Annotated in this window: 18 protein-coding genes; 14 read left to right on the top strand and 4 right to left on the bottom strand. The window is 67.2% G+C overall.

Features of this window, described 5'->3' with window-relative positions; all coding sequences use genetic code 11:
* Window positions 1–11: 11 nt before the first annotated feature.
* The 9 genes from ASE63_RS24550 to phoB all read left to right on the top strand — a co-directional run bounded on the left by ASE63_RS24550 (window position 12) and on the right by phoB (window position 8,469).
* Window positions 12–908: a dihydrodipicolinate synthase family protein gene (locus tag ASE63_RS24550; RefSeq protein ID WP_056807974.1), complete on the top strand. Its 897-nt coding sequence runs from the start codon at window positions 12–14 to the stop codon at window positions 906–908.
* Between the two features lie 25 nt (window positions 909–933).
* On the top strand, window positions 934–1,611 hold the full coding sequence (locus ASE63_RS24545; protein WP_244491587.1) for a GntR family transcriptional regulator: 678 nt from the start codon (window positions 934–936) through the stop codon (window positions 1,609–1,611).
* A 141-nt stretch (window positions 1,612–1,752) separates the two neighbouring features.
* Window positions 1,753–2,808 carry an ATP-binding protein gene (locus ASE63_RS24540; RefSeq protein ID WP_056807972.1) on the top strand — a complete coding sequence of 352 codons (1,056 nt, stop codon included), beginning with the start codon at window positions 1,753–1,755 and terminating at the stop codon, window positions 2,806–2,808.
* Between the two features lie 173 nt (window positions 2,809–2,981).
* On the top strand, window positions 2,982–4,007 hold the full coding sequence (gene pstS / locus ASE63_RS24535; protein ID WP_056807970.1) for a phosphate ABC transporter substrate-binding protein PstS: 1,026 nt from the start codon (window positions 2,982–2,984) through the stop codon (window positions 4,005–4,007).
* 157 nt (window positions 4,008–4,164) lie between these two features.
* Window positions 4,165–5,136, top strand: coding sequence for a phosphate ABC transporter permease subunit PstC (gene pstC / locus ASE63_RS24530; protein ID WP_056807968.1), 972 nt, complete (start codon window positions 4,165–4,167; stop codon window positions 5,134–5,136).
* A 16-nt stretch (window positions 5,137–5,152) separates the two neighbouring features.
* Window positions 5,153–6,040: a phosphate ABC transporter permease PstA gene (gene pstA / locus ASE63_RS24525; protein ID WP_056807965.1), complete on the top strand. Its 888-nt coding sequence runs from the start codon at window positions 5,153–5,155 to the stop codon at window positions 6,038–6,040.
* Window positions 6,041–6,098: 58 nt separating this feature from the next.
* Complete coding sequence (gene pstB, locus ASE63_RS24520; protein ID WP_056807963.1) at window positions 6,099–6,899, top strand: phosphate ABC transporter ATP-binding protein PstB; 801 nt, start codon at window positions 6,099–6,101, stop codon at window positions 6,897–6,899.
* Window positions 6,900–6,926: 27 nt separating this feature from the next.
* Entirely contained in the window at window positions 6,927–7,646 is a 720-nt protein-coding gene (phoU, locus tag ASE63_RS24515; RefSeq protein WP_056807961.1) for a phosphate signaling complex protein PhoU, read from the top strand.
* 124 nt (window positions 7,647–7,770) lie between these two features.
* Window positions 7,771–8,469 (top strand): phosphate regulon transcriptional regulator PhoB, encoded by a 699-nt coding sequence (gene phoB, locus ASE63_RS24510; protein WP_056807959.1) that lies wholly within the window; start codon window positions 7,771–7,773, stop codon window positions 8,467–8,469.
* Between the two features lie 90 nt (window positions 8,470–8,559).
* Here the strand turns inward: phoB and ASE63_RS24505 are convergent, their stop codons facing one another.
* The gene (locus ASE63_RS24505) at window positions 8,560–8,880 is read right to left on the bottom strand and encodes a YnfA family protein (protein WP_056807957.1); all 321 of its coding nucleotides are present in this window, start codon (window positions 8,878–8,880) and stop codon (window positions 8,560–8,562) included.
* Between the two features lie 179 nt (window positions 8,881–9,059).
* Here ASE63_RS24505 and ASE63_RS24500 point away from each other — a divergent pair, with 179 nt between their 5' ends.
* The 3 genes from ASE63_RS24500 to ASE63_RS24490 all read left to right on the top strand — a co-directional run bounded on the left by ASE63_RS24500 (window position 9,060) and on the right by ASE63_RS24490 (window position 10,924).
* Window positions 9,060–10,298: a TIGR03862 family flavoprotein gene (locus ASE63_RS24500; protein ID WP_056807955.1), complete on the top strand. Its 1,239-nt coding sequence runs from the start codon at window positions 9,060–9,062 to the stop codon at window positions 10,296–10,298.
* Between the two features lie 63 nt (window positions 10,299–10,361).
* A complete protein-coding gene (locus ASE63_RS24495; protein WP_056807953.1) occupies window positions 10,362–10,583 on the top strand; it encodes a DUF2945 domain-containing protein in 222 nt (73 codons plus the stop codon).
* On the top strand, window positions 10,580–10,924 hold the full coding sequence (locus ASE63_RS24490; RefSeq protein WP_056807951.1) for a hypothetical protein: 345 nt from the start codon (window positions 10,580–10,582) through the stop codon (window positions 10,922–10,924). The genes ASE63_RS24495 and ASE63_RS24490 overlap by 4 nt, the downstream gene beginning before the upstream one ends.
* 13 nt (window positions 10,925–10,937) lie before the next feature.
* Here the strand turns inward: ASE63_RS24490 and ASE63_RS24485 are convergent, their stop codons facing one another.
* Complete coding sequence (locus tag ASE63_RS24485) at window positions 10,938–13,358, bottom strand: type IIL restriction-modification enzyme MmeI (RefSeq protein ID WP_056807950.1); 2,421 nt, start codon at window positions 13,356–13,358, stop codon at window positions 10,938–10,940.
* Between the two features lie 140 nt (window positions 13,359–13,498).
* Between ASE63_RS24485 and uvrB the strand changes: the two genes are divergently transcribed.
* A complete protein-coding gene (gene uvrB / locus ASE63_RS24480; RefSeq protein ID WP_056807947.1) occupies window positions 13,499–16,195 on the top strand; it encodes an excinuclease ABC subunit UvrB in 2,697 nt (898 codons plus the stop codon).
* A 33-nt stretch (window positions 16,196–16,228) separates the two neighbouring features.
* On the opposite strand, the gene ASE63_RS27015 is transcribed toward uvrB, so the two are convergent.
* Both ASE63_RS27015 and ASE63_RS27010 read right to left on the bottom strand, forming a co-directional pair.
* Window positions 16,229–16,789 carry an ImmA/IrrE family metallo-endopeptidase gene (locus tag ASE63_RS27015; protein WP_200962619.1) on the bottom strand — a complete coding sequence of 187 codons (561 nt, stop codon included), beginning with the start codon at window positions 16,787–16,789 and terminating at the stop codon, window positions 16,229–16,231.
* A gap of 2 nt (window positions 16,790–16,791) precedes the next feature.
* Entirely contained in the window at window positions 16,792–17,136 is a 345-nt protein-coding gene (locus ASE63_RS27010; RefSeq protein ID WP_082610271.1) for a helix-turn-helix transcriptional regulator, read from the bottom strand.
* Window positions 17,137–17,315: 179 nt separating this feature from the next.
* Here ASE63_RS27010 and ASE63_RS24475 point away from each other — a divergent pair, with 179 nt between their 5' ends.
* On the top strand, window positions 17,316–17,540 hold the full coding sequence (locus ASE63_RS24475; RefSeq protein WP_056807945.1) for a DUF2188 domain-containing protein: 225 nt from the start codon (window positions 17,316–17,318) through the stop codon (window positions 17,538–17,540).
* Window positions 17,541–17,697 lie beyond the last annotated feature (157 nt).

The following is a 17,697-nucleotide window of genomic DNA, read 5'->3' as shown; positions in this document are numbered from 1 at the left end:
AGTCCTGAATCATGGCCCTCGATCCCAACCGCTTCGGCCTCTCCTGCGCGATCACCACCCCGATGCGGGAGGGCGGTAGCGTCGACCTGCCGCGCCTCGTCAAACACGCCCGGCACGTGCTGGCGCAGGGCTGCGACAGCGTCACCTTGTACGGCACGACGGGAGAAGGCGCGGCGCTCGGCTTGCCCGCCCGCGGGGCGATGATGGGCGCGCTGATCGGCGCCGGGCTCGATCCGGCAAAACAGATCTATGCCGGCGTCGCGGCGTCCTCGCTCAACGAGTCGGTCGAGCAGGGGCGCCATGCGCTCGATGCCGGCGCCAGGGGGCTGCTGGTGGCGCCGCCCTTCTACTTCAAGGGCGTCAGCGACGAGGGACTTTATCGCTGGTTCTCGCAACTCTTCGAAAAGCTCGGCCCCGGCTTGCGCAACGTTATCCTCTACCACATCCCCTCGGTCACCGCTGTTCCGCTCAGCGTGGCGCTGGTCGGCCGCCTCAAGCAGGCCTTCCCGGGCGTGGTCGTCGGGGTGAAGGATTCCTCCGGCGACTATGCGACGACCGAGGCCTTCCTGAAGGCGCATGGCGAGCTCGCCATCCTCGTCGGCGACGAGCGTCAACTGGCAAGGGCGGTGCGCAACGGCGCCCAGGGAACGATCTGCGGCGTCGCCAATCTCGTGCCGCATTTGCTGCGGCCGATCGTCTACGAGGGCAAGGACGATCCGACGGTCAATGCGCTGGTCGACGAGATCTGTGCGCATCCCGTGCTGGCGGCGGTCAAGGCACTGGTCGGCCATCTGCATGGCGATCCGGGCTACGGCGCGATGCGCCCGCCGCTCGAGGCGCTGGAAGAAGCCACCCGCAAGCGGCTCTTCTCCGCCTTCGATTCGATCGTACAGGCCAAAGCGGCGTGAGGCAGGCCGCCTGAAAGGAGTGACGGTGAACCAGATTGAGCCGGAGGAGCGCGAAGGCGAACCGCTGAAGCTGAGGGAGCGCGCCTATGCCTCCTTCACCGAGCGGCTGCTCGCCCGCGAGATCAAGCCCGGCCAATTCGTGACCCAGCGCGAGCTCGTCGCGATGACGGGCTTCCCGCTGGGCGCGATCCGCGAGTTGATCCCGCGGCTGGAGGCCGAGGGGCTGATCAAGACGGTGCCGCAGCGGGGCATGCAGGTCGCCCATGTCGACCTCAACCTGATCCGCAACGCCTTCCAGTTCCGGCTCTTCCTCGAGAAGGAGGCGACGGCACTCTACGCCGTCAATGCGACCGACGAGGAGATCGCCGAGCAGCGCGCCCGGCACGAGGCGATCATCGTCCGCGCCGAGGCCGGCGGCGACGAGCAGCTGATCGAGGATGCCGAGGATGTCGACCGCCTGCTGCACGAGGCGATCATCGACCATCTCGACAACGACATCGTCAGCCAGGCCTTCCGCGTCACCTGGCTGAAGATCAGGCTGATCCGGCAATACGAGACCCGCATCCAGAACCACATTCTCGTTCCGGTGATGCGCGACCATCTGAAGATCATCGGCGCGATCGAGACCCGGGACCCGATCCGCGCCGCGGAGGAGATGAGCATCCATATCGGCAACGCCCGCACCCGGGCGATGAACTACTGACGGCCGCGGCCGCGGCAGCGCCGCCGTTCGCGACGGCGTCGAACGGGAATTGACGCGGGCGGTGCCAGCGATCAGGAAGGGCGGCCTGTTCTTCGACCCGTCCTCGGCCGTCCACCGAGGGGATCGCCGAGGTTCCCGCCGATGCTCGATACCGTCGACCCGAACGCCCCCGCGACGCAGGCCCTGATCGAGGGGATGGGTGCGGCCGTGGTCCTGCTCGATGCGCAGGGCGTCGCGCGCGCGCTCAGCCCCGCCATGCGCGCCCTGATCCCGGCTCTGGGCACGGGGAAGCTGCTCACCCTTGTCCTGCGTGATCCGGACCTGATCGAGGCGATCGACGGCGTCGCCCGCCACGGCGGCCGGGAGGTCATCGAACTGATCGAGCGCGTGCCGGTCGAGCGCACCTTCAAGATCCATATCGCCGCGCTGCCGGGCGGCGTCTGGCGCAGCCCCGTGCTCCTGACCTTCGAGGATCTGAGCGAACAGCGCGTCATCGAGCGGATGCGGGTCGATTTCGTCGCCAATGCCAGCCATGAGCTGCGCACGCCGCTCGCCTCGCTGCTCGGCTTCGTCGAGACGCTGCAGGGGCCGGCCCGCAACGATGCCGGCGCGCGCGACCGCTTCCTCGCGATCATGCGCGAGCAGGGGCTGCGCATGGCGCGCCTCGTCGACGATCTCCTGTCGCTCTCCCGCATCGAGCTGCGCGCCCATCTCGCGCCCGAGACACCGGTCGATCTTGTCGGCATCTCGCGCGAGATCGTCGATTCGCTGACGCTGATGGCCCGCGGGCGCGACGTCACGCTGACGCTGCGTGCGCCGGCCGCGCCGGTTCGGGTCGCGGGCGACCGGGACGAATTGCTGCGGCTGATGGAGAACCTGGTCGAGAACGCGATCAAATACGGCAAACGCGGCGGCGAGGTCGTGATCGACGTCCAGGACGGCCCCGTCGAGGCCAGCGTCGGCGTGCGCGACGACGGCCCGGGCATCGCGCCCGAGCATCTGCCGCGCCTGACCGAGCGCTTCTATCGCGTCGATACCGCGGCGAGCCGCGAGGCCGGCGGCACCGGGCTCGGCCTCGCCATCGTCAAGCATATCGTCCTGCGCCACCGCGGCCGGCTCACGATCGAGAGCGCGCGCGGAGAGGGCGCGACCTTCAGGGCCGTGCTCCCGCGGTTCGAGGCCCAGCGGGCCGGGTAGATACGCGCTGCGCTTTTTGCGGAATGACGGCCGCCGCTTGCCGGCGTGCCGCACCTGGCAAGCGGGCTGAAACCCTTTGTGACAGCTTTCGTGACGAACTGTCATGAAGCTGTCATCCAGACAGTGTTCTGAACGGCTCGCTAAGAACTGCCTTGCGACCCAGAGGACATCTCATGCGCAAAATTCTCATTCTCGCGGCTGCGACGATCGGTCTGTCAGGCGTGGCCCAGGCCGCCGACATCACCGGCGCCGGCGCGACCTTCCCCTTCCCGATCTACGCCAAATGGGCGGAAGCCTATAAGAAGGAGACCAATATCGGTCTCAACTACCAGTCGATCGGTTCGGGTGGCGGCATTCGCCAGATCAAGGCCAAGACGGTCGCCTTCGGCGCCACCGACGCTCCGCTCAAGGGCGAGGACCTGACCAAGGACGGCCTGATCCAGTTCCCGACCGTGATGGGCGGCATCGTTCCGGCGGTCAACATCGCCGGTGTCGCCCCCGGCCAGCTGAAGCTGACCGGCGAGATCATCGCCCAGATCTATCTCGGCGACATCAAGAAGTGGAACGACCCGAAGATCGTCGCGCTCAACAGCGGCGTGACCCTGCCCGACGCCAACATCAACCCGGTCTACCGTTCGGACGGGTCGGGCACGACCTTCCAGTTCACCGACTATCTGAGCCGCGTCTCGGCCGACTGGAAGTCCAAGATCGGCAACAACACCGCCGTTCAGTGGCCGGTCGGCATCGGCGGCAAGGGCAACGAGGGCGTCTCGGCCTCGGTCAAGCAGGTCGCCAACGCCATCGGCTATGTCGAATACGCCTATGCCAAGCAGAACAAGCTGGCCCATGCCCTGGTCCAGAACGCCGAAGGCCAGTTCCCGGCGCCGGACGACAAGTCGTTCCAGGCCGCTGCGGCCAACGCCGACTGGAACGCGGCCCCCGGCTTCGGCATCTCGCTGAACAACCAGAAGGGCGCCAACGCCTGGCCGATCACCTCCGCCACCTTCCTGCTGGTCCACGCCAAGCCGGAGAAGCCGGAAGAGACCCTGGCCGCGCTGAAGTTCGTCGACTGGACCTACAAGAACGGCGACCAGATGGCTCTGGAGCTCGACTACGTGCCGCTCCCGACCAACGTCAAGGATCAGGTCCGCAACGCCTGGAAGGGCATCACGGACGGCGCCGGCAAGCCGGTCTTCTGATACTGATAAACCGTGGCGAGGCGGGATACCGCCTCGCCACGGCCATTCCCGGCCTTCATCCCGAGGCGCGTGCCGCGCGCCTCGGGATGAAGGCCGGGGCAGACCGGGCCGTCCGAGCGGTCCGGTGCAGCCTCGGCAATGATTGGAGCTCCCGCGGATGACCGCCGTGACCGACATGACCAGCGCGCCGTCAGCGCCCGCCATCCGCAAAACGCCGAAGGCGACCTTCGACTTCGTCTTCCGCAATGCCAGTTTCCTGGCGGCGCTGCTCGTCCTCGTGCTGCTCGCCGGCATCATGGTCTCGATGGTCATCGGCGGGTGGCCGGCTTTCCGCGAGTTCGGCTTCGGCTTCATCACCTCGAGCGTCTGGGACACCCAGAACGAGCAGTACGGCGCCTGGCCGGCCATCGTCGGCACGCTGGCGACCGCTATGATCGCGCTGGTCATCGGCGTGCCGCTCTCGCTTGGCATCGCCATCTATCTCACCCAGCTGGCGCCGCCCTGGTTCAAGGGGCCGGTCTCGACCGCGATCGAGTTGCTCGCCGCGGTGCCCTCGATCATCTACGGCATGTGGGGCCTCTTCGTCTTCGTGCCGCTCTTCGCGCAATATGTGCAGGTGCCGCTCTCGAACATCGTCGAGGGCATGCCGCTCATCGGCACGGTGCTCTATGCGCGCTCGCCCTCCGGGCTCGGCATCTTCACGGCGGGCATGATCCTCGCCTTCATGATCATCCCCTTCATCGCCTCGATCACGCGCGACATGCTCGAGCAGATCCCCTCGGTGCTGCGCGAGAGCGCCTATGGCATCGGGGCCACGACCTGGGAGGTCGTCCGCCACGTCCTGGTCCCGCAGGCCGGCGTCGCCATCATCGGCGCGATCATGCTCGGTCTCGGCCGTGCGCTCGGCGAAACCATGGCCGTGACCTTCGTGGTCGGCAACGCCAACCGCCTCTCGGCCTCGATCCTCGACCCCGGCTCGACGATCGCCTCGCGCATCGCCAACGAGTTCAACGAGGCGATGGGGCTGCAGCTCAACGCGCTGATCGCGCTCGGCTGCATCCTGTTCTTCGTCACCTTCATCGTCCTCGTCATCGCGCGCCTGCTGGTCTCGCGCGTGAAACGCTACTGAGCGGGAAGCCCGACCCATGACCATGACGAGTCAGACCCCGCGTGAACTGCCCCATGCCGAATGGGGCCGCGTCCGCCAGAGCCGCCGCACCGCCGACCGCGCGATGAAGATCATCACGACCGGCTTCACCTTCATCGCCATCTTCGTGCTGTTCTGGATCCTTGGCATGCTGGTGGTGAAGGGCATCGGCGGCCTCTCGGCCGCCACCTTCACGGCGGTGACGCCCGGCCCCGGCAGCGAGGGCGGCGGCCTCGCCAACGCCATCGTCGGCTCCTTCGTGCTGACCTTCCTCGGCATCGCCATCGCCACGCCGATCGGCGTGCTCGCCGGCACCTGGCTGGCGGAGTACGGCCGTGGCAAGCAGCTCGCCAACCTGATCCGCTTCATCAACGACATCCTGCTCTCGGCGCCGTCGATCCTGATCGGCCTGTTCGTCTACGTCATCCTGGTCGAGCCCTTCCGCGGCTATTCCGGCTGGGCCGGCGGCGTCGCGCTCGGCATTATCGCGATCCCGGTGATCGTGCGCACCACCGAGGACATGCTGAACCTGGTGCCCGCCCCGCTGCGCGAGGCCGGCGCGGCGCTCGGCGCGCCGCCCTCCGTCGTCACTACCGCGGTGACCTGGCGCGCCGCCAAGGCCGGCATGGTCACCGGCATCCTGCTGGCGCTTGCCCGCATCGCCGGCGAGACCGCGCCGCTGCTCTTCACCGCGCTGAACAACAATTTCTGGTTCTCGCCGACGCTCGTCGGCGGCGTCTCCAACCTGCCGGTGACGATCTATCAGTTCGCCTCCGCCCCTTACGAGAACTGGCAGCAGCTCGCCTGGGCCGGCTCGCTCATCATCACCATGTCGATCCTCCTGCTTTCCGTCGCTGCACGCCGTATCGTGCGCGGCAGCAAGTAAAGCCAGGACCTGAAACCCAACCCGACCCGGTCGCGACCCGATCCGAAGGAACCCGTCGATGCTTTCGACCCTCGAACTCTCTCCGCGGACGCTCGACGCCCAGGCGCCGGTCCGGATCTCCGTGAGGAACCTCGATTTCTACTACGGCGAGCACAAGGCGCTGAAGAACGTCAATCTCGACTTCCGCGACCGCCACGTCACGGCGCTGATCGGCCCGTCGGGCTGCGGCAAGTCGACCCTGCTGCGCATCTTCAACCGCATCTACTCGCTCTATCCGGAGCAGCGCGCCGAGGGCGAGATCCTGCTCGACGGCCGCAACGTCATCTCGAAGGATGTCGACGTCAACGAGCTGCGCTCGCGCGTCGGCATGGTCTTCCAGAAGCCGACGCCGTTCCCGATGTCGATCTACGACAACGTGGCCTTCGGCATCCGCCTCTACGAGAAGCCGCCGAAGTCGGAGCTCGACGACCGCGTCGAGGCGGCGCTGCGCCGCTCGGCCCTGTGGGACGAGGTCAAGGACAAGCTGAAGAGCTCGGGCATGGGCCTCTCCGGCGGCCAGCAGCAGCGCCTCTGCATCGCGCGCACGATCGCGCAGCGCCCGGAGGTGATCCTGTTCGATGAGCCGACCTCGGCGCTCGACCCGATCTCGACCGGCAAGATCGAGGACCTGCTGGAGCAGCTGAAGAGCGACTTCACCATCGTCATCGTCACCCACAACATGCAGCAGGCGGCCCGCATCTCGCAGTACACCGCCTTCATGTATCTGGGCGAGATCATCGAGTTCGCACCGACCGACACGATCTTCATGAACCCCACCAAGAAGCAGACGCAGGACTACGTCACCGGCCGCTTCGGCTGAATCGCAGGCTGCACAGGATCAACGCCGATGACCGACCATATCGTCCGTTCCTACGACGCCGAACTCGAGGGCCTGCGCCGCAGCCTCGCCGAGATGGGCGGCATGTCCGAGCGCATGCTCGGCGATTCGACCGTGGCGCTGGTGCGCCGCGACACCACGCTCGCCCAGAAGGTGATCAGCGCCGACCAGCGCCTCGACAACCTGCAGCGCGATGTCGAGGAGCGCGCGGTGCTGACCATCGCCCGCCGCCAGCCGCTCGCCCAGGACCTGCGCGAGCTGATCTCCGCGATCCGCCTCGCCTCGGACATCGAGCGCGTCGGCGATCTCGCCAAGAACATCGCCAAGCGCGCCGTCGCGATCTCCGGCCAGTTCCAGCCGCCGCACCGCGCCGTGGTCGGGCTCGAGCATATGAGCCGCCTCGTCCAGGCCCAGCTCAAGGACGTGCTCGACGCCTATGCCGCGAGCAACGAGCAGAAGGCGATGGAGGTCTGGCACCGCGATGGCGAGATCGACGCGCTCTACACCTCGCTGTTCCGCGAGCTGCTGACCTACATGATGGAAGATCCGCGCAACATCACCTTCTGCACGCATCTCCTGTTCTGCGCCAAGAACGTCGAGCGCATCGGCGACCACACCACCAACATCGCCGAGACGATCCACTACCTCGTCACCGGCGAGTCGCTCGACATCAACCGTCCGAAGCTCGACACCACCGACATCAGCGTCGAGGCGGTCACGGGAAGCTGATGGCAGCGCGCGTCATGGTCGGGCTTGACCCGACCATATTGGGAACCAGCGCCGGCTGGTCCCGGGATTCTCGGGGCGAGCCCGCGAAAGACGCCTCGGGAAAGGCGAAGACTGGAACCCCCTCATGCCCGCACGCATCCTGATCGTCGAGGACGAGGAGCCGCTGACCCTGCTCCTGCGCTACAACCTCGAGGCCGAGGGCTTCGAGGTCGATACCGTCTCGCGCGGCGACGATGCCGAGCTGCACCTGCGCGACTCGACCCCCGATCTCGTGCTGCTCGACTGGATGTTGCCGGGCCTCTCCGGCATCGAGCTCTGCCGCCGCCTGCGGGCGCGCCGCGACACCGAGCGCGTGCCGATCATCATGCTGACCGCGCGCGGCGAGGAGACCGAGCGGGTGCGCGGGCTGGCCACCGGCGCCGACGACTACGTCGTCAAGCCGTTCTCGCTGCCGGAGCTGATCGCGCGCATCCAGGCGCTGTTGCGCCGGGCAAAGCCCGGCCATGTCGCAGGGCTGCTGACGGCGGGCGATCTCGAGCTCGACCGCACGACCCGCCGCGTCCGCCGCGCCGGGAGCGAGCTGCATCTCGGGCCGACCGAGTTCCGCCTGCTCGAATTCCTGATGCAGGCGCCGGGCCGGGTCTATTCGCGCGCCCAGCTGCTCGACGCCGTCTGGGGCCGCGACGTCTATATCGACGAGCGCACCGTCGACGTGCATGTCGGGCGGCTGCGCAAGGCGATCACACCTGGCGACTCCAAGGACCCGCTACGCACCGTACGTGGCGCCGGCTACGCCTTCGACGAGACTTTCGCGCGGGCTTGAGCAGGCGTCATTCTCGGGCGAAGCGTAGCGCAGACCCGAGAATCTCTTGCATGAGATGCTCGGGTCTAGCCCGAGCATGACGCGCGCCTGTCACCGCGGTCCGGCGATGATCACCGCGGCGCCAGCGAGGCAGATCGTCCCGCCGATCAGGTCCCAGCGGTCCGGCCTGAATCCTTCCGCGATCCACAGCCAGGCCAGCGACTCCGCGATATAGACACCGCCATAGGCGGCGTAGGCGCGGCCTGCCGCCTCGCTCTCGACCAGCGTCAGAAGCCAGGCGAAGAGCGCCAGCGAGACGACCCCCGGGATCAGCCACCAGACCGGCTTGCCGAGCCTGAGCCAACCCCAGAAGGAGAAGCAGCCGGCGATCTCGAAGAAGGCTGCGCCGAGATAGGCGGCGATGGTCGGCATGGGCGGGCAGAATCCGAGGCTCAGGGTTACGGTGGCGGTCGCGACAGTCTATGCCGTCATTGCGAGCGAAGCGAAGCAATCCAGAAGCGGCCGCGCGCGGCGCCCCCCGGATTGCTTCGCTTCGCTCGCAATGACGGGTGAGCGCCGCCGCCGTGACGGCATGGCGCGGAGAAACGAGCATGCCCTCGCGCGACATTGCCATCATCGGCGCAGGCCCGGCCGGGTTGATCGCGGGAGAGCGGCTGGCGCAGGCCGGGTATCGCGTCACCATCCATGAGCGGATGGCGTCGCCGGCGCGCAAATTCCTGCTAGCCGGGCGCGGCGGGCTGAACCTGACCCATTCCGAGCCGCTCGACGTCCTTCTCGGCCGCTATGGCGCCGCGCGCACCTGGCTTGAGCCCGCCATCACGGCCTTTCCGCCGCAGGCGCTGCGCGACTGGGCCGACGGGCTCGGCGCCGAGAGTTTCGTCGGCTCGAGCGGGCGCGTCTTTCCGAAGGCGATGAAAGCCTCGCCCCTGTTGCGCGCCTGGCTCGGGCGGCTGGCGGCGCTTGGCGTTAGGCTCGAAGCCGGCCGGCTCTGGACCGGCTGGGCGGAGGATGGCGCGCTGACATTCGAAGGCCGTGACGGCGGTCGCGCGACCGCCACACCCGATGCGACCTTGCTGGCGCTCGGCGGGGCGAGCTGGCCGCGGCTCGGCTCGGATGGCGGCTGGGTGCCGCTGCTCGCGGAAAGGGGCGTCGCCATCGCCCCGCTGCAGCCGGCCAATGCGGGCTTCGCGGTGAACTGGTCGCCGCAGCTGCGCGAGCGCTTCGCCGGGGCGCCGCTGAAGCGCATCGTGATCCGCTTCCGGGAGCAGGAGGTCGCCGGCGAAGCGATGCTCGATCCGGCCGGCATCGAGGGCGGCGCGATCTATGCCTTGTCGGCGCCGCTGCGCGAGGCGATCGCGCGAGACGGCTTCGCAGAGATCGCGCTCGACCTGCGGCCCGATCTCGATCGCGCCAGGCTTGCGGAAAAGCTCGGCCGGCGTCGCAAGGGCGAGACGCTGAGCAACCATCTGCGCAAGGCAGCCGGGCTGTCGCCGGCGGCCGTAGCCGTATTGCGCGACAGTGCCGGCGGCGCGCTCGACGAGGCTCCCGAGGCGTTGACGGCCGCGATCAAATCCGCCCGGCTGCGGCTCCTCGGCCAGATGCCGATCGCCCGCGCCATCTCCACCGCCGGCGGCATCGCGGCCACCGAGGTCGATGCGGATTTCATGTTGAAGCGCATGCCCGGGACTTTCGTCGCCGGCGAGATGCTGGATTGGGAAGCGCCGACCGGCGGCTATCTCCTGCAGGGCTGCTTCGCCACCGGCATCGCCGCCGCGGCGGGAATGCAACGCTGGCTTGCTGGTGCCAGCCCGGCCGCGCCGCTGACCTAAACGCTGCGAACCAATGCCGTCCTGCTTCGTTTCGTTCGCGAGTACACCGCGCGGAGGCGAGGCATGACACACACACTGAAACCGGGAACCGATGTGAGCTGGCGCTGGGGCGCGCATCGCGCCAAGGGTCGTGTCGAACAGGTCTTCACGCAGCCGGTCAGCCGCACCATCAAGGGTACGCGCGTGCGCCGCAACGCCTCGCCCGAAAAGCCGGCCTATCTCGTGACCCAGCCGAATGGCGGCTACGCGCTCAAATCGCATAGCGAACTGGAGCGGCTGCAATGAGCCATATCGACCTCATTCCGCCCGAGAACGTCGCCAAGGCCGCCGCCCTCGGGCTGCGCCTGCGGCAGGAGCATCACCGCGGCGGCACGCAGATCGGCGTCGCTCGCGCCCGCGACCTTAGCCACCGGCGTCGGCTGAGCGAAGACACGATCCGGCGCATGGCGAGCTATTTCGCCCGCCACGCTGTCGACAGGAGCGCCGAGGGCTTCGGCGACAAGGACGCCCCATCCGCCGGCTGGATCGCCTGGCTGCTATGGGGCGGCGACGAGGGCCGCGCCTGGTGCGAGCGCAAGAAGGCTGAGCTGGAGCGGGCGGCCGAAGGCAATCGCAAGCGGGCCTGACGAGCCTCCCGGCTCAACCCGTCGCCGTGAGGCGCCGGGCAAAGCTGCGGCCGCCGTCGCCGGTCGCAATCTCGCCGACCCTGGCGAGCGAGACGAGGATGTCGCGCACCGCGCGCTCGACCCGGCGGCCCTGCTTGAACCGCGATGCGATCTCGCCGGCGTCGAGGGCGCCGGATGCCGTCGCAAGCACGAAGAGAACGGCGGCGACGCGCTCGACCGGCTCGGCCGGAAAGGTCTCCTTGGCGGCCAGGGCAGGCGCCAGTGCGACAAGGCCGCCGGCCTCGATCTGCTCGCCGCCCCGGCCGTCGCGGGCGAAGCGCGGGCGCTGATAGTCGGGCCTGAGCCAGTGGATCTCGCCGCGAGCTTCCTCCGCCGCGCGTTTCCGGTTCAGCGCGACGAGGCGCGCGAGAATGTCCTGTTCGCCAAGATCGGCAGGCCAGCCATAGGCCGAGGCGACGGCGGCATCGATCGCCGCATGGTGCTCGTTCAGGATCAGCACCAGCCCGCGGTCCCGGATGCTCGCTTCCGCCGGCGTCAGCACCCGCCCGGCCAGGATCGCCTCGCGGACATTGTAGAGCTTCGTCAGCGTCAGCTCGGGGTGATCGTCCAGCACCTGCTTGCGCAGCGCGTCGAGCGCCTCGGCCGGCCGGCGGATGGCCTCCTTCTGCGCCTCTGTGGCATCCGCCCAGAGCGCCTGCGCATAGACGTCGCCGAGCCGTGCGCGCAGATCCTTGCCGCCGATGAAGGGCGGGTTTCCGACGATGAACTCGGCCTCCGGCCAGTCCGGCCGGCGCGGATTCGGCAGCGCCTCGCCGCCGTCCTGCCATTGCGGGATCGGCCAGCCGTCCCATGCCAGCACTGCGTCGCGCTTGTGGATGTGGTCGAGCTTTTCCAGGATCGGTTCGCGCGGAGCATAGCCGCGCGTCCGGAAATGCCATTGCAGATGGCCGATCCAGAGCACGAGATCGGCGATGGCAACGGCACGCCTGTTGGTCTCCATGCCCAGGAACTGATGCGGGCCGACGGCATGGTCGGCGAAGCCGCCGAGGCGTTCGGCGCTGCCGAGTTCGCCCGCCGCCTCCAGCACCTCGCCTTCGAGCTTCTTCATCAGCTCCTGCGCGACATGCAGGAAGTTCCCGGTGCCGCAGGCCGGGTCGAGCACCCGCGTGCGGCAGAGGCCGGCATGAAAACCTTCTACCAGCGCCAGCGCCCGCTTCGCCTCGCCGGTATCGCGCAGTTGTTGCGCGGCGCCTAGCACGGCGCGCCAATCCGCCCGCAGCGGGCCGATCACCGTCTCGACCACCAGCCGCTCGACATAGGCGCGCGGCGTGTAATGCGCGCCGAGCCGGGCGCGCTCCTGCACATCGAGCGCCTGTTCCAGCAACGTGCCGAAGATCGCGGGCTCGACCTCCTTCCAGTCATGCTCGGCGGCGGCGAGCAGTTCGCCTATCTCCTCGCGGCCGAGCGGATAGACCTTGGCATCCTCGTAGAGCTTGCCGTTGAAGCGCTTCATCCGCTCGCGCACCGAGGTCGAGTATTCGCCCTTGTCCATCGCCTGCCAGAGTTCGGAAACCAGCGGCAGGAAGGAGGCGGGATCATCGCGGCAGTCGCGCAGCAGCGTCTTGAAGGCGTCCTTGCGGATCAGCCCGACATCCTCGGCGAACATCGTGAACAGGCAGCGCATCAGGAAGAGCGCGACCTCTTCGGGGTCGTGCTGGCGTTCGAGCGCCTTGGACACCGCAGCCAGCCGTTCGGCGATGGCGCGCGTCACCCGGGCCGCATGGCGGGCAGGATCGAGCGAGAGCGGCGCATCCCAGATCGCGGCGAGGCGCTTGCGCACGGCTTCGTCGCGCAGATCGTCGAGATAGACCCGGTAGCTCAGCCGGTCCGGAAACTGGACGTAGTTCTTACCCTGGCCGGTGAAGTCGGCATAGAACTCGAAGCAGTGGCCGACATCGCAGATGATCAGGAAGGGCGGCCAGCCATGCGAGGCCGGCAGCGCCTTGGCGTAGTCCTCCGCCTGCCGCCGCGCATTCAGCATCAGCACGTCCCAGGCCCGGTCGGCGCCGCGCCGGCCGCGCGGCCCGGCCGGCTCGGCGAAGGGCAGGGCGCCCTGCGCCGGCAGCACCTCCTTGGCCTGGCCCTTCCAGCGGCTCTGTTTCGCCTCCAGCACGAAGGCGCCCTTGCGGTAGAGATCGATGCGGCCGGTGCTGGAGCCGCCCGCAGCATCGCGGAAGCGCACCGGATATTCGAAGCGATAGGTCACCGCGTCGGAATCGCTGGTCGGCGGCTGCGGCGGCTCGACGCCGATCAGCTCGCAGAGCTCGCGCAGGAACAGCGCATAGGCGGCCCGCTCCGCCCCCTCCGACATCCGCCAGCGCGCGATGAAGGACTCGACCTGTCCCGCATCGGCCCCGGACCCGCCCCCCGACATGGCTCACTCCCAAAGATTGCATCGTATATATAATACAATCTAAGATTGCGTGGCGCGACCCTGTCAACTCCTGTCACCAATCGTCGCCGGGGAGCGCCTTGCCCCTCGCATCGCGGCGGCTTCGGGCCCATATTGCCGCCATGCCCAAGAGTCCCGACACCCCTGCCAAAGCCAAGCCCGCGAAGAAGCCGTCTTCCGCCCGCACGCCGAACTCCAAGGCGACCAAGCCGGAGCTGAAGCCGCTCGAGGGTTATCTCGCCGACCTGCTCAACCCCGCGATCAACCGCGGCACGGCGGTTCCGGGCGGGGCCTCGGGCTTCAAGGACACGCCCCAGGCGGGCTACGAGGCCAAGCCGAGCTATGCGCTGGAACGGCCCGGCGGCGAGGAAAGGCCGAAGCGCAAGCTCTCGAAGAAGGCCGATTCCGCCTTCGCTGGCGCCGAAGGCGCGGCCGCCGCGACCGCGACCTCGCTGCAGGCTCTGCTCGAGACCGGCAGCCCCTTCATCCAGCCCGGCAAGCCCTGGACGCCGCATCGGCCCGAGCGCCCCGACAAGTCGGAAGGCGGCATCCGCTTCCGCATGAACTCGGAATATGAGCCGGCCGGCGACCAGCCCACCGCCATCGCCGATCTCGTCGAGGGTATCGGCCGGCAGGAACGCGACCAGGTGCTGCTCGGCGTCACCGGCTCGGGCAAGACCTTCACCATGGCGCAGGTCATCGAGAAGACCCAGCGCCCGGCGCTGATCCTCGCACCCAACAAGACGCTGGCGGCGCAGCTCTATGGCGAGTTCAAGAGCTTCTTCCCCGATAACGCGGTCGAGTACTTCGTCTCCTATTACGACTACTATCAGCCCGAGGCCTATGTGCCGCGCTCGGACACCTATATCGAGAAGGAATCCTCGATCAACGAACAGATCGACCGCATGCGCCATTCGGCGACGCGCTCGCTGCTGGAGCGCGACGACGTCATCATCGTCGCCTCCGTCTCCTGCATCTACGGTATCGGCTCGGTCGAGACCTATACGGCGATGACCTTCTCGGTGAAGCTCGGCGAGCGCATCGAGCAGCGCCAGCTCATCGCCGATCTCGTCGCCCTGCAATACAAGCGCACCCAGCATGATTTCGCGCGCGGCACCTTCCGCGTTCGCGGCGACGTCATCGAGCTCTTCCCGGCGCACTATGAGGACCGCGCCTGGCGCATCGGCCTGTTCGGCGACGAAGTCGAGAGCATCCAGGAGTTCGACCCGCTGACCGGGCAGAAGACCGGCGAGCTCGAATTCGTGAAGGTCTACGGCAATTCGCACTACACCACGCCGCGCCCGACGCTGACCCAGGCGGTGAAGTCGATCAAGCAGGAGCTGAAAGGCCGCCTCGACGAGCTCAACCGGATGGGCCGCTTCCTCGAGGCCCAGCGGCTCGACCAGCGCTGCACCTTCGACATCGAGATGATCGAGGCCACCGGCTCCTGCAACGGCATCGAGAACTATTCGCGCTACCTCACCGGCCGCCGCCCCGGCGAGCCGCCGCCGACCCTGTTCGAATACCTGCCCGACAACGCTCTCGTCTTCACCGACGAGAGCCATGTCACCGTGCCGCAGATCGGCGGCATGTATCGCGGCGACTTCCGCCGCAAGGCGACGCTGGCCGAATACGGCTTCCGCCTGCCCTCCTGCATGGACAACCGGCCGCTGCGCTTCGAGGAATGGGACGCGATGCGGCCCCAGTCCGTGCATGTCTCGGCCACGCCCGGCGGCTGGGAGATGGAGCAGACCGGCGGCGTCTTCACCGAACAGGTCATCCGCCCGACCGGTCTGATCGACCCGCCGGTCGAGATCCGCCCCGCAAAACACCAGGTCGCGGACCTGCTCGACGAGATCAAGGAGGTCACCGAGAAGGGCTACCGCACCCTCGTCACCGTGCTGACCAAGCGCATGGCCGAGGATCTGACCGAGTACCTGCACGAGAACGGCGTGCGCGTGCGCTACATGCACTCCGACATCGACACGATCGAGCGCATCGAGATCCTGCGCGACCTGCGCCTCGGCGCCTTCGACGTGCTGGTCGGCATCAACCTGCTGCGCGAGGGCCTCGACATCCCCGAATGCGGCTTCGTCGCCATCCTCGATGCCGACAAGGAGGGTTTTCTGCGCTCCGAGACCTCGCTGATCCAGACCATCGGCCGTGCGGCGCGAAACGTCGACGGCAAGGTCATCCTCTATGCCGACCACATCACCGGCTCGATGGAGCGGGCGATGGCCGAGACCACCCGCCGGCGCGAGAAGCAGGAGGCCTATAACCTCGAGCACGGCATCACGCCGCAGACGATCAAGCGCGCCATCGGCGACATCCTCGGCTCGGTCTATGAGCGCGACCACGTCACGGTCGACACCGGACTGGCGGCGCCGGGCTCCGGGCACAATTTCAAGGCGGCGCTGGCCGATCTCGAGAAGCGCATGCGCGAGGCCGCGGCCGATCTCGAATTCGAGACGGCGGCCCGCCTGCGCGACGAGATCAAGCGCCTGCAGGCGACGGAGCTGGCGATCAGCGACGACCCGCTCGCCCGCCAGGGCGACGTCGAGGCGAGCGCCGGCAAGTACAAGGGCGAGCGCAGCTACGGCAGCAGCGCCAACCTGCCGCCGACCCGCGCCCGGAAACCGACCGACGAGGACATGGGCCCGCATAATTTCGGCGGCGGCGAAGGCCGGCCCAAGCGGGGCGAGAAGCCGAACCCGCTGCTGACGGGGACGTCACGGGTGCGCAAGCCGACGCTGGACGAAATGGGCCCGCGCCCGGACACGCTGCCGAAGGGGGCTGAAGAACGAAGGCGGCGGAGGTAGGCCTACCGCCTATCCTTGGCTAACGACCTACCGTTACCTTCGACGAAAAGCCATGCGCTTCTCGACGCCTGTCATTCGGCATCGCCACGCGCAGAGTTCTTCGCTGACACCGAAAATGTCCGATATTTCGGCGAAACTGAGCCCGTTTGAGCGATAGCGTAGAAGCGCGATCTCTGGGAGCAAAAGGGCAGCACCCAGCCAATCAGCCTCTTCCTCTTGATCAGCGGAGTAATCTGACAACAAGGTCAATCCGCTCGGTGACAGATTTACGCTCGCGGGGACATGTTCAAGTAGTAAATGTGCGAGCTCGTGCATGAGCGTCGATGCTTGCCGCTTTTTTCCATGCGAGCTGTTCAGCACTATTAGCCGAATCTCATCTTCATCCAGTGTCATCCCTGACCAGCTGTCAGCGTCGTGCTCTAACAGTTGTTTTGCATGGACTGGCGGAAGGTCAAGTTCGTCTGCGCCCACGACCACGATATCCAATGCGGCGGCGTAAGCCCACGGGCAGAGCTTTCCGATGAGATCCAAATCAAGCAATGCCCGTGCAGCTGCGGCGCGTCGCTCTGCTTCTGCTTTGAATCCGCGGCGCATTTCTATCTGCGTTTCAGTGCCAGTTGAGCGTTTTTTGCCCGTTGGGCTGCCAGAATTAGCTCGGCAAGCGACTGCGCGGTATCAGGAGAAACAGTCTTCTTTTTCCGAAAGTGCACCACGGCTGGTTGAGGCGGCTTGGGCGAAACCTCAACGCCAAGAAAAAGCGCCGGATCAACTTCCAGCCATCGGCAAATTTTCGCGAAGGTCGCGAGATCAGGAACGTTGCCGTTCTCTACTCGCGAAAGTGTCGCGGGGCTTACATCTGCTTCAGCCGCCGCGGCGCGAATGCCTTGGCCGCCGCGCCTTCTGGATATCAGGCGGCCCAATTCCTCAATCGGAAGTGCCATCCATGCTCCTTTTGACGGTCGCTTGACGGGAGCCCATCAATACCATAGCGTCTCATACGTGAGACGGTTCGTCTCTGTCGTGAGACTGCCTCTTTAGAGAGACGGGAATCATGTCTGGCGCACGGTGTCAAGGAGTTGCGTTGGTTTTCCTCGGTTGGCCAAGTCAAAGGACGAAGTTCATGACGAAGAAGAACCAGTACGTTGTTCGGAACGGAGAAGGGTGGGGCGTACGCGGCGAAGGTAATAGCCGTTTGACCGGCGCCTTCGACACGCAGGCGCAAGCCATCGAGCGGGGCCGCGAAATTGCCCGGAACCAGGGATCGGAGCTTCGGATTCAGGGCAAGGATGCGAAATTCCGCGAAGCTTGGTCGTATGGCAATGATCCTTATCCGCCCAAGGGCTGAGAGTAAGCCGCGCATCGGCGCGGCTTACTTTTTATGGGAGCTGCAAAATGCGTAAGATCAGGCCGCTCAAGCCGCTTCGGCCTTTGAAGCCGCTGGACCGGCTGCAAAACATGAAGACGTTGCGCCCGCTAGGGAAGACCAAATGGGTCCGAGCTCA

It is taken from the genome of Allobosea sp. Root381 (assembly GCF_001429395.1).
In the GTDB taxonomy this organism is placed as follows: domain Bacteria; phylum Pseudomonadota; class Alphaproteobacteria; order Rhizobiales; family Beijerinckiaceae; genus Allobosea.
The sequence above is the reverse complement of the archived record's forward strand: the minus strand, read 5'-3'. Positions and strand labels throughout refer to the sequence as shown.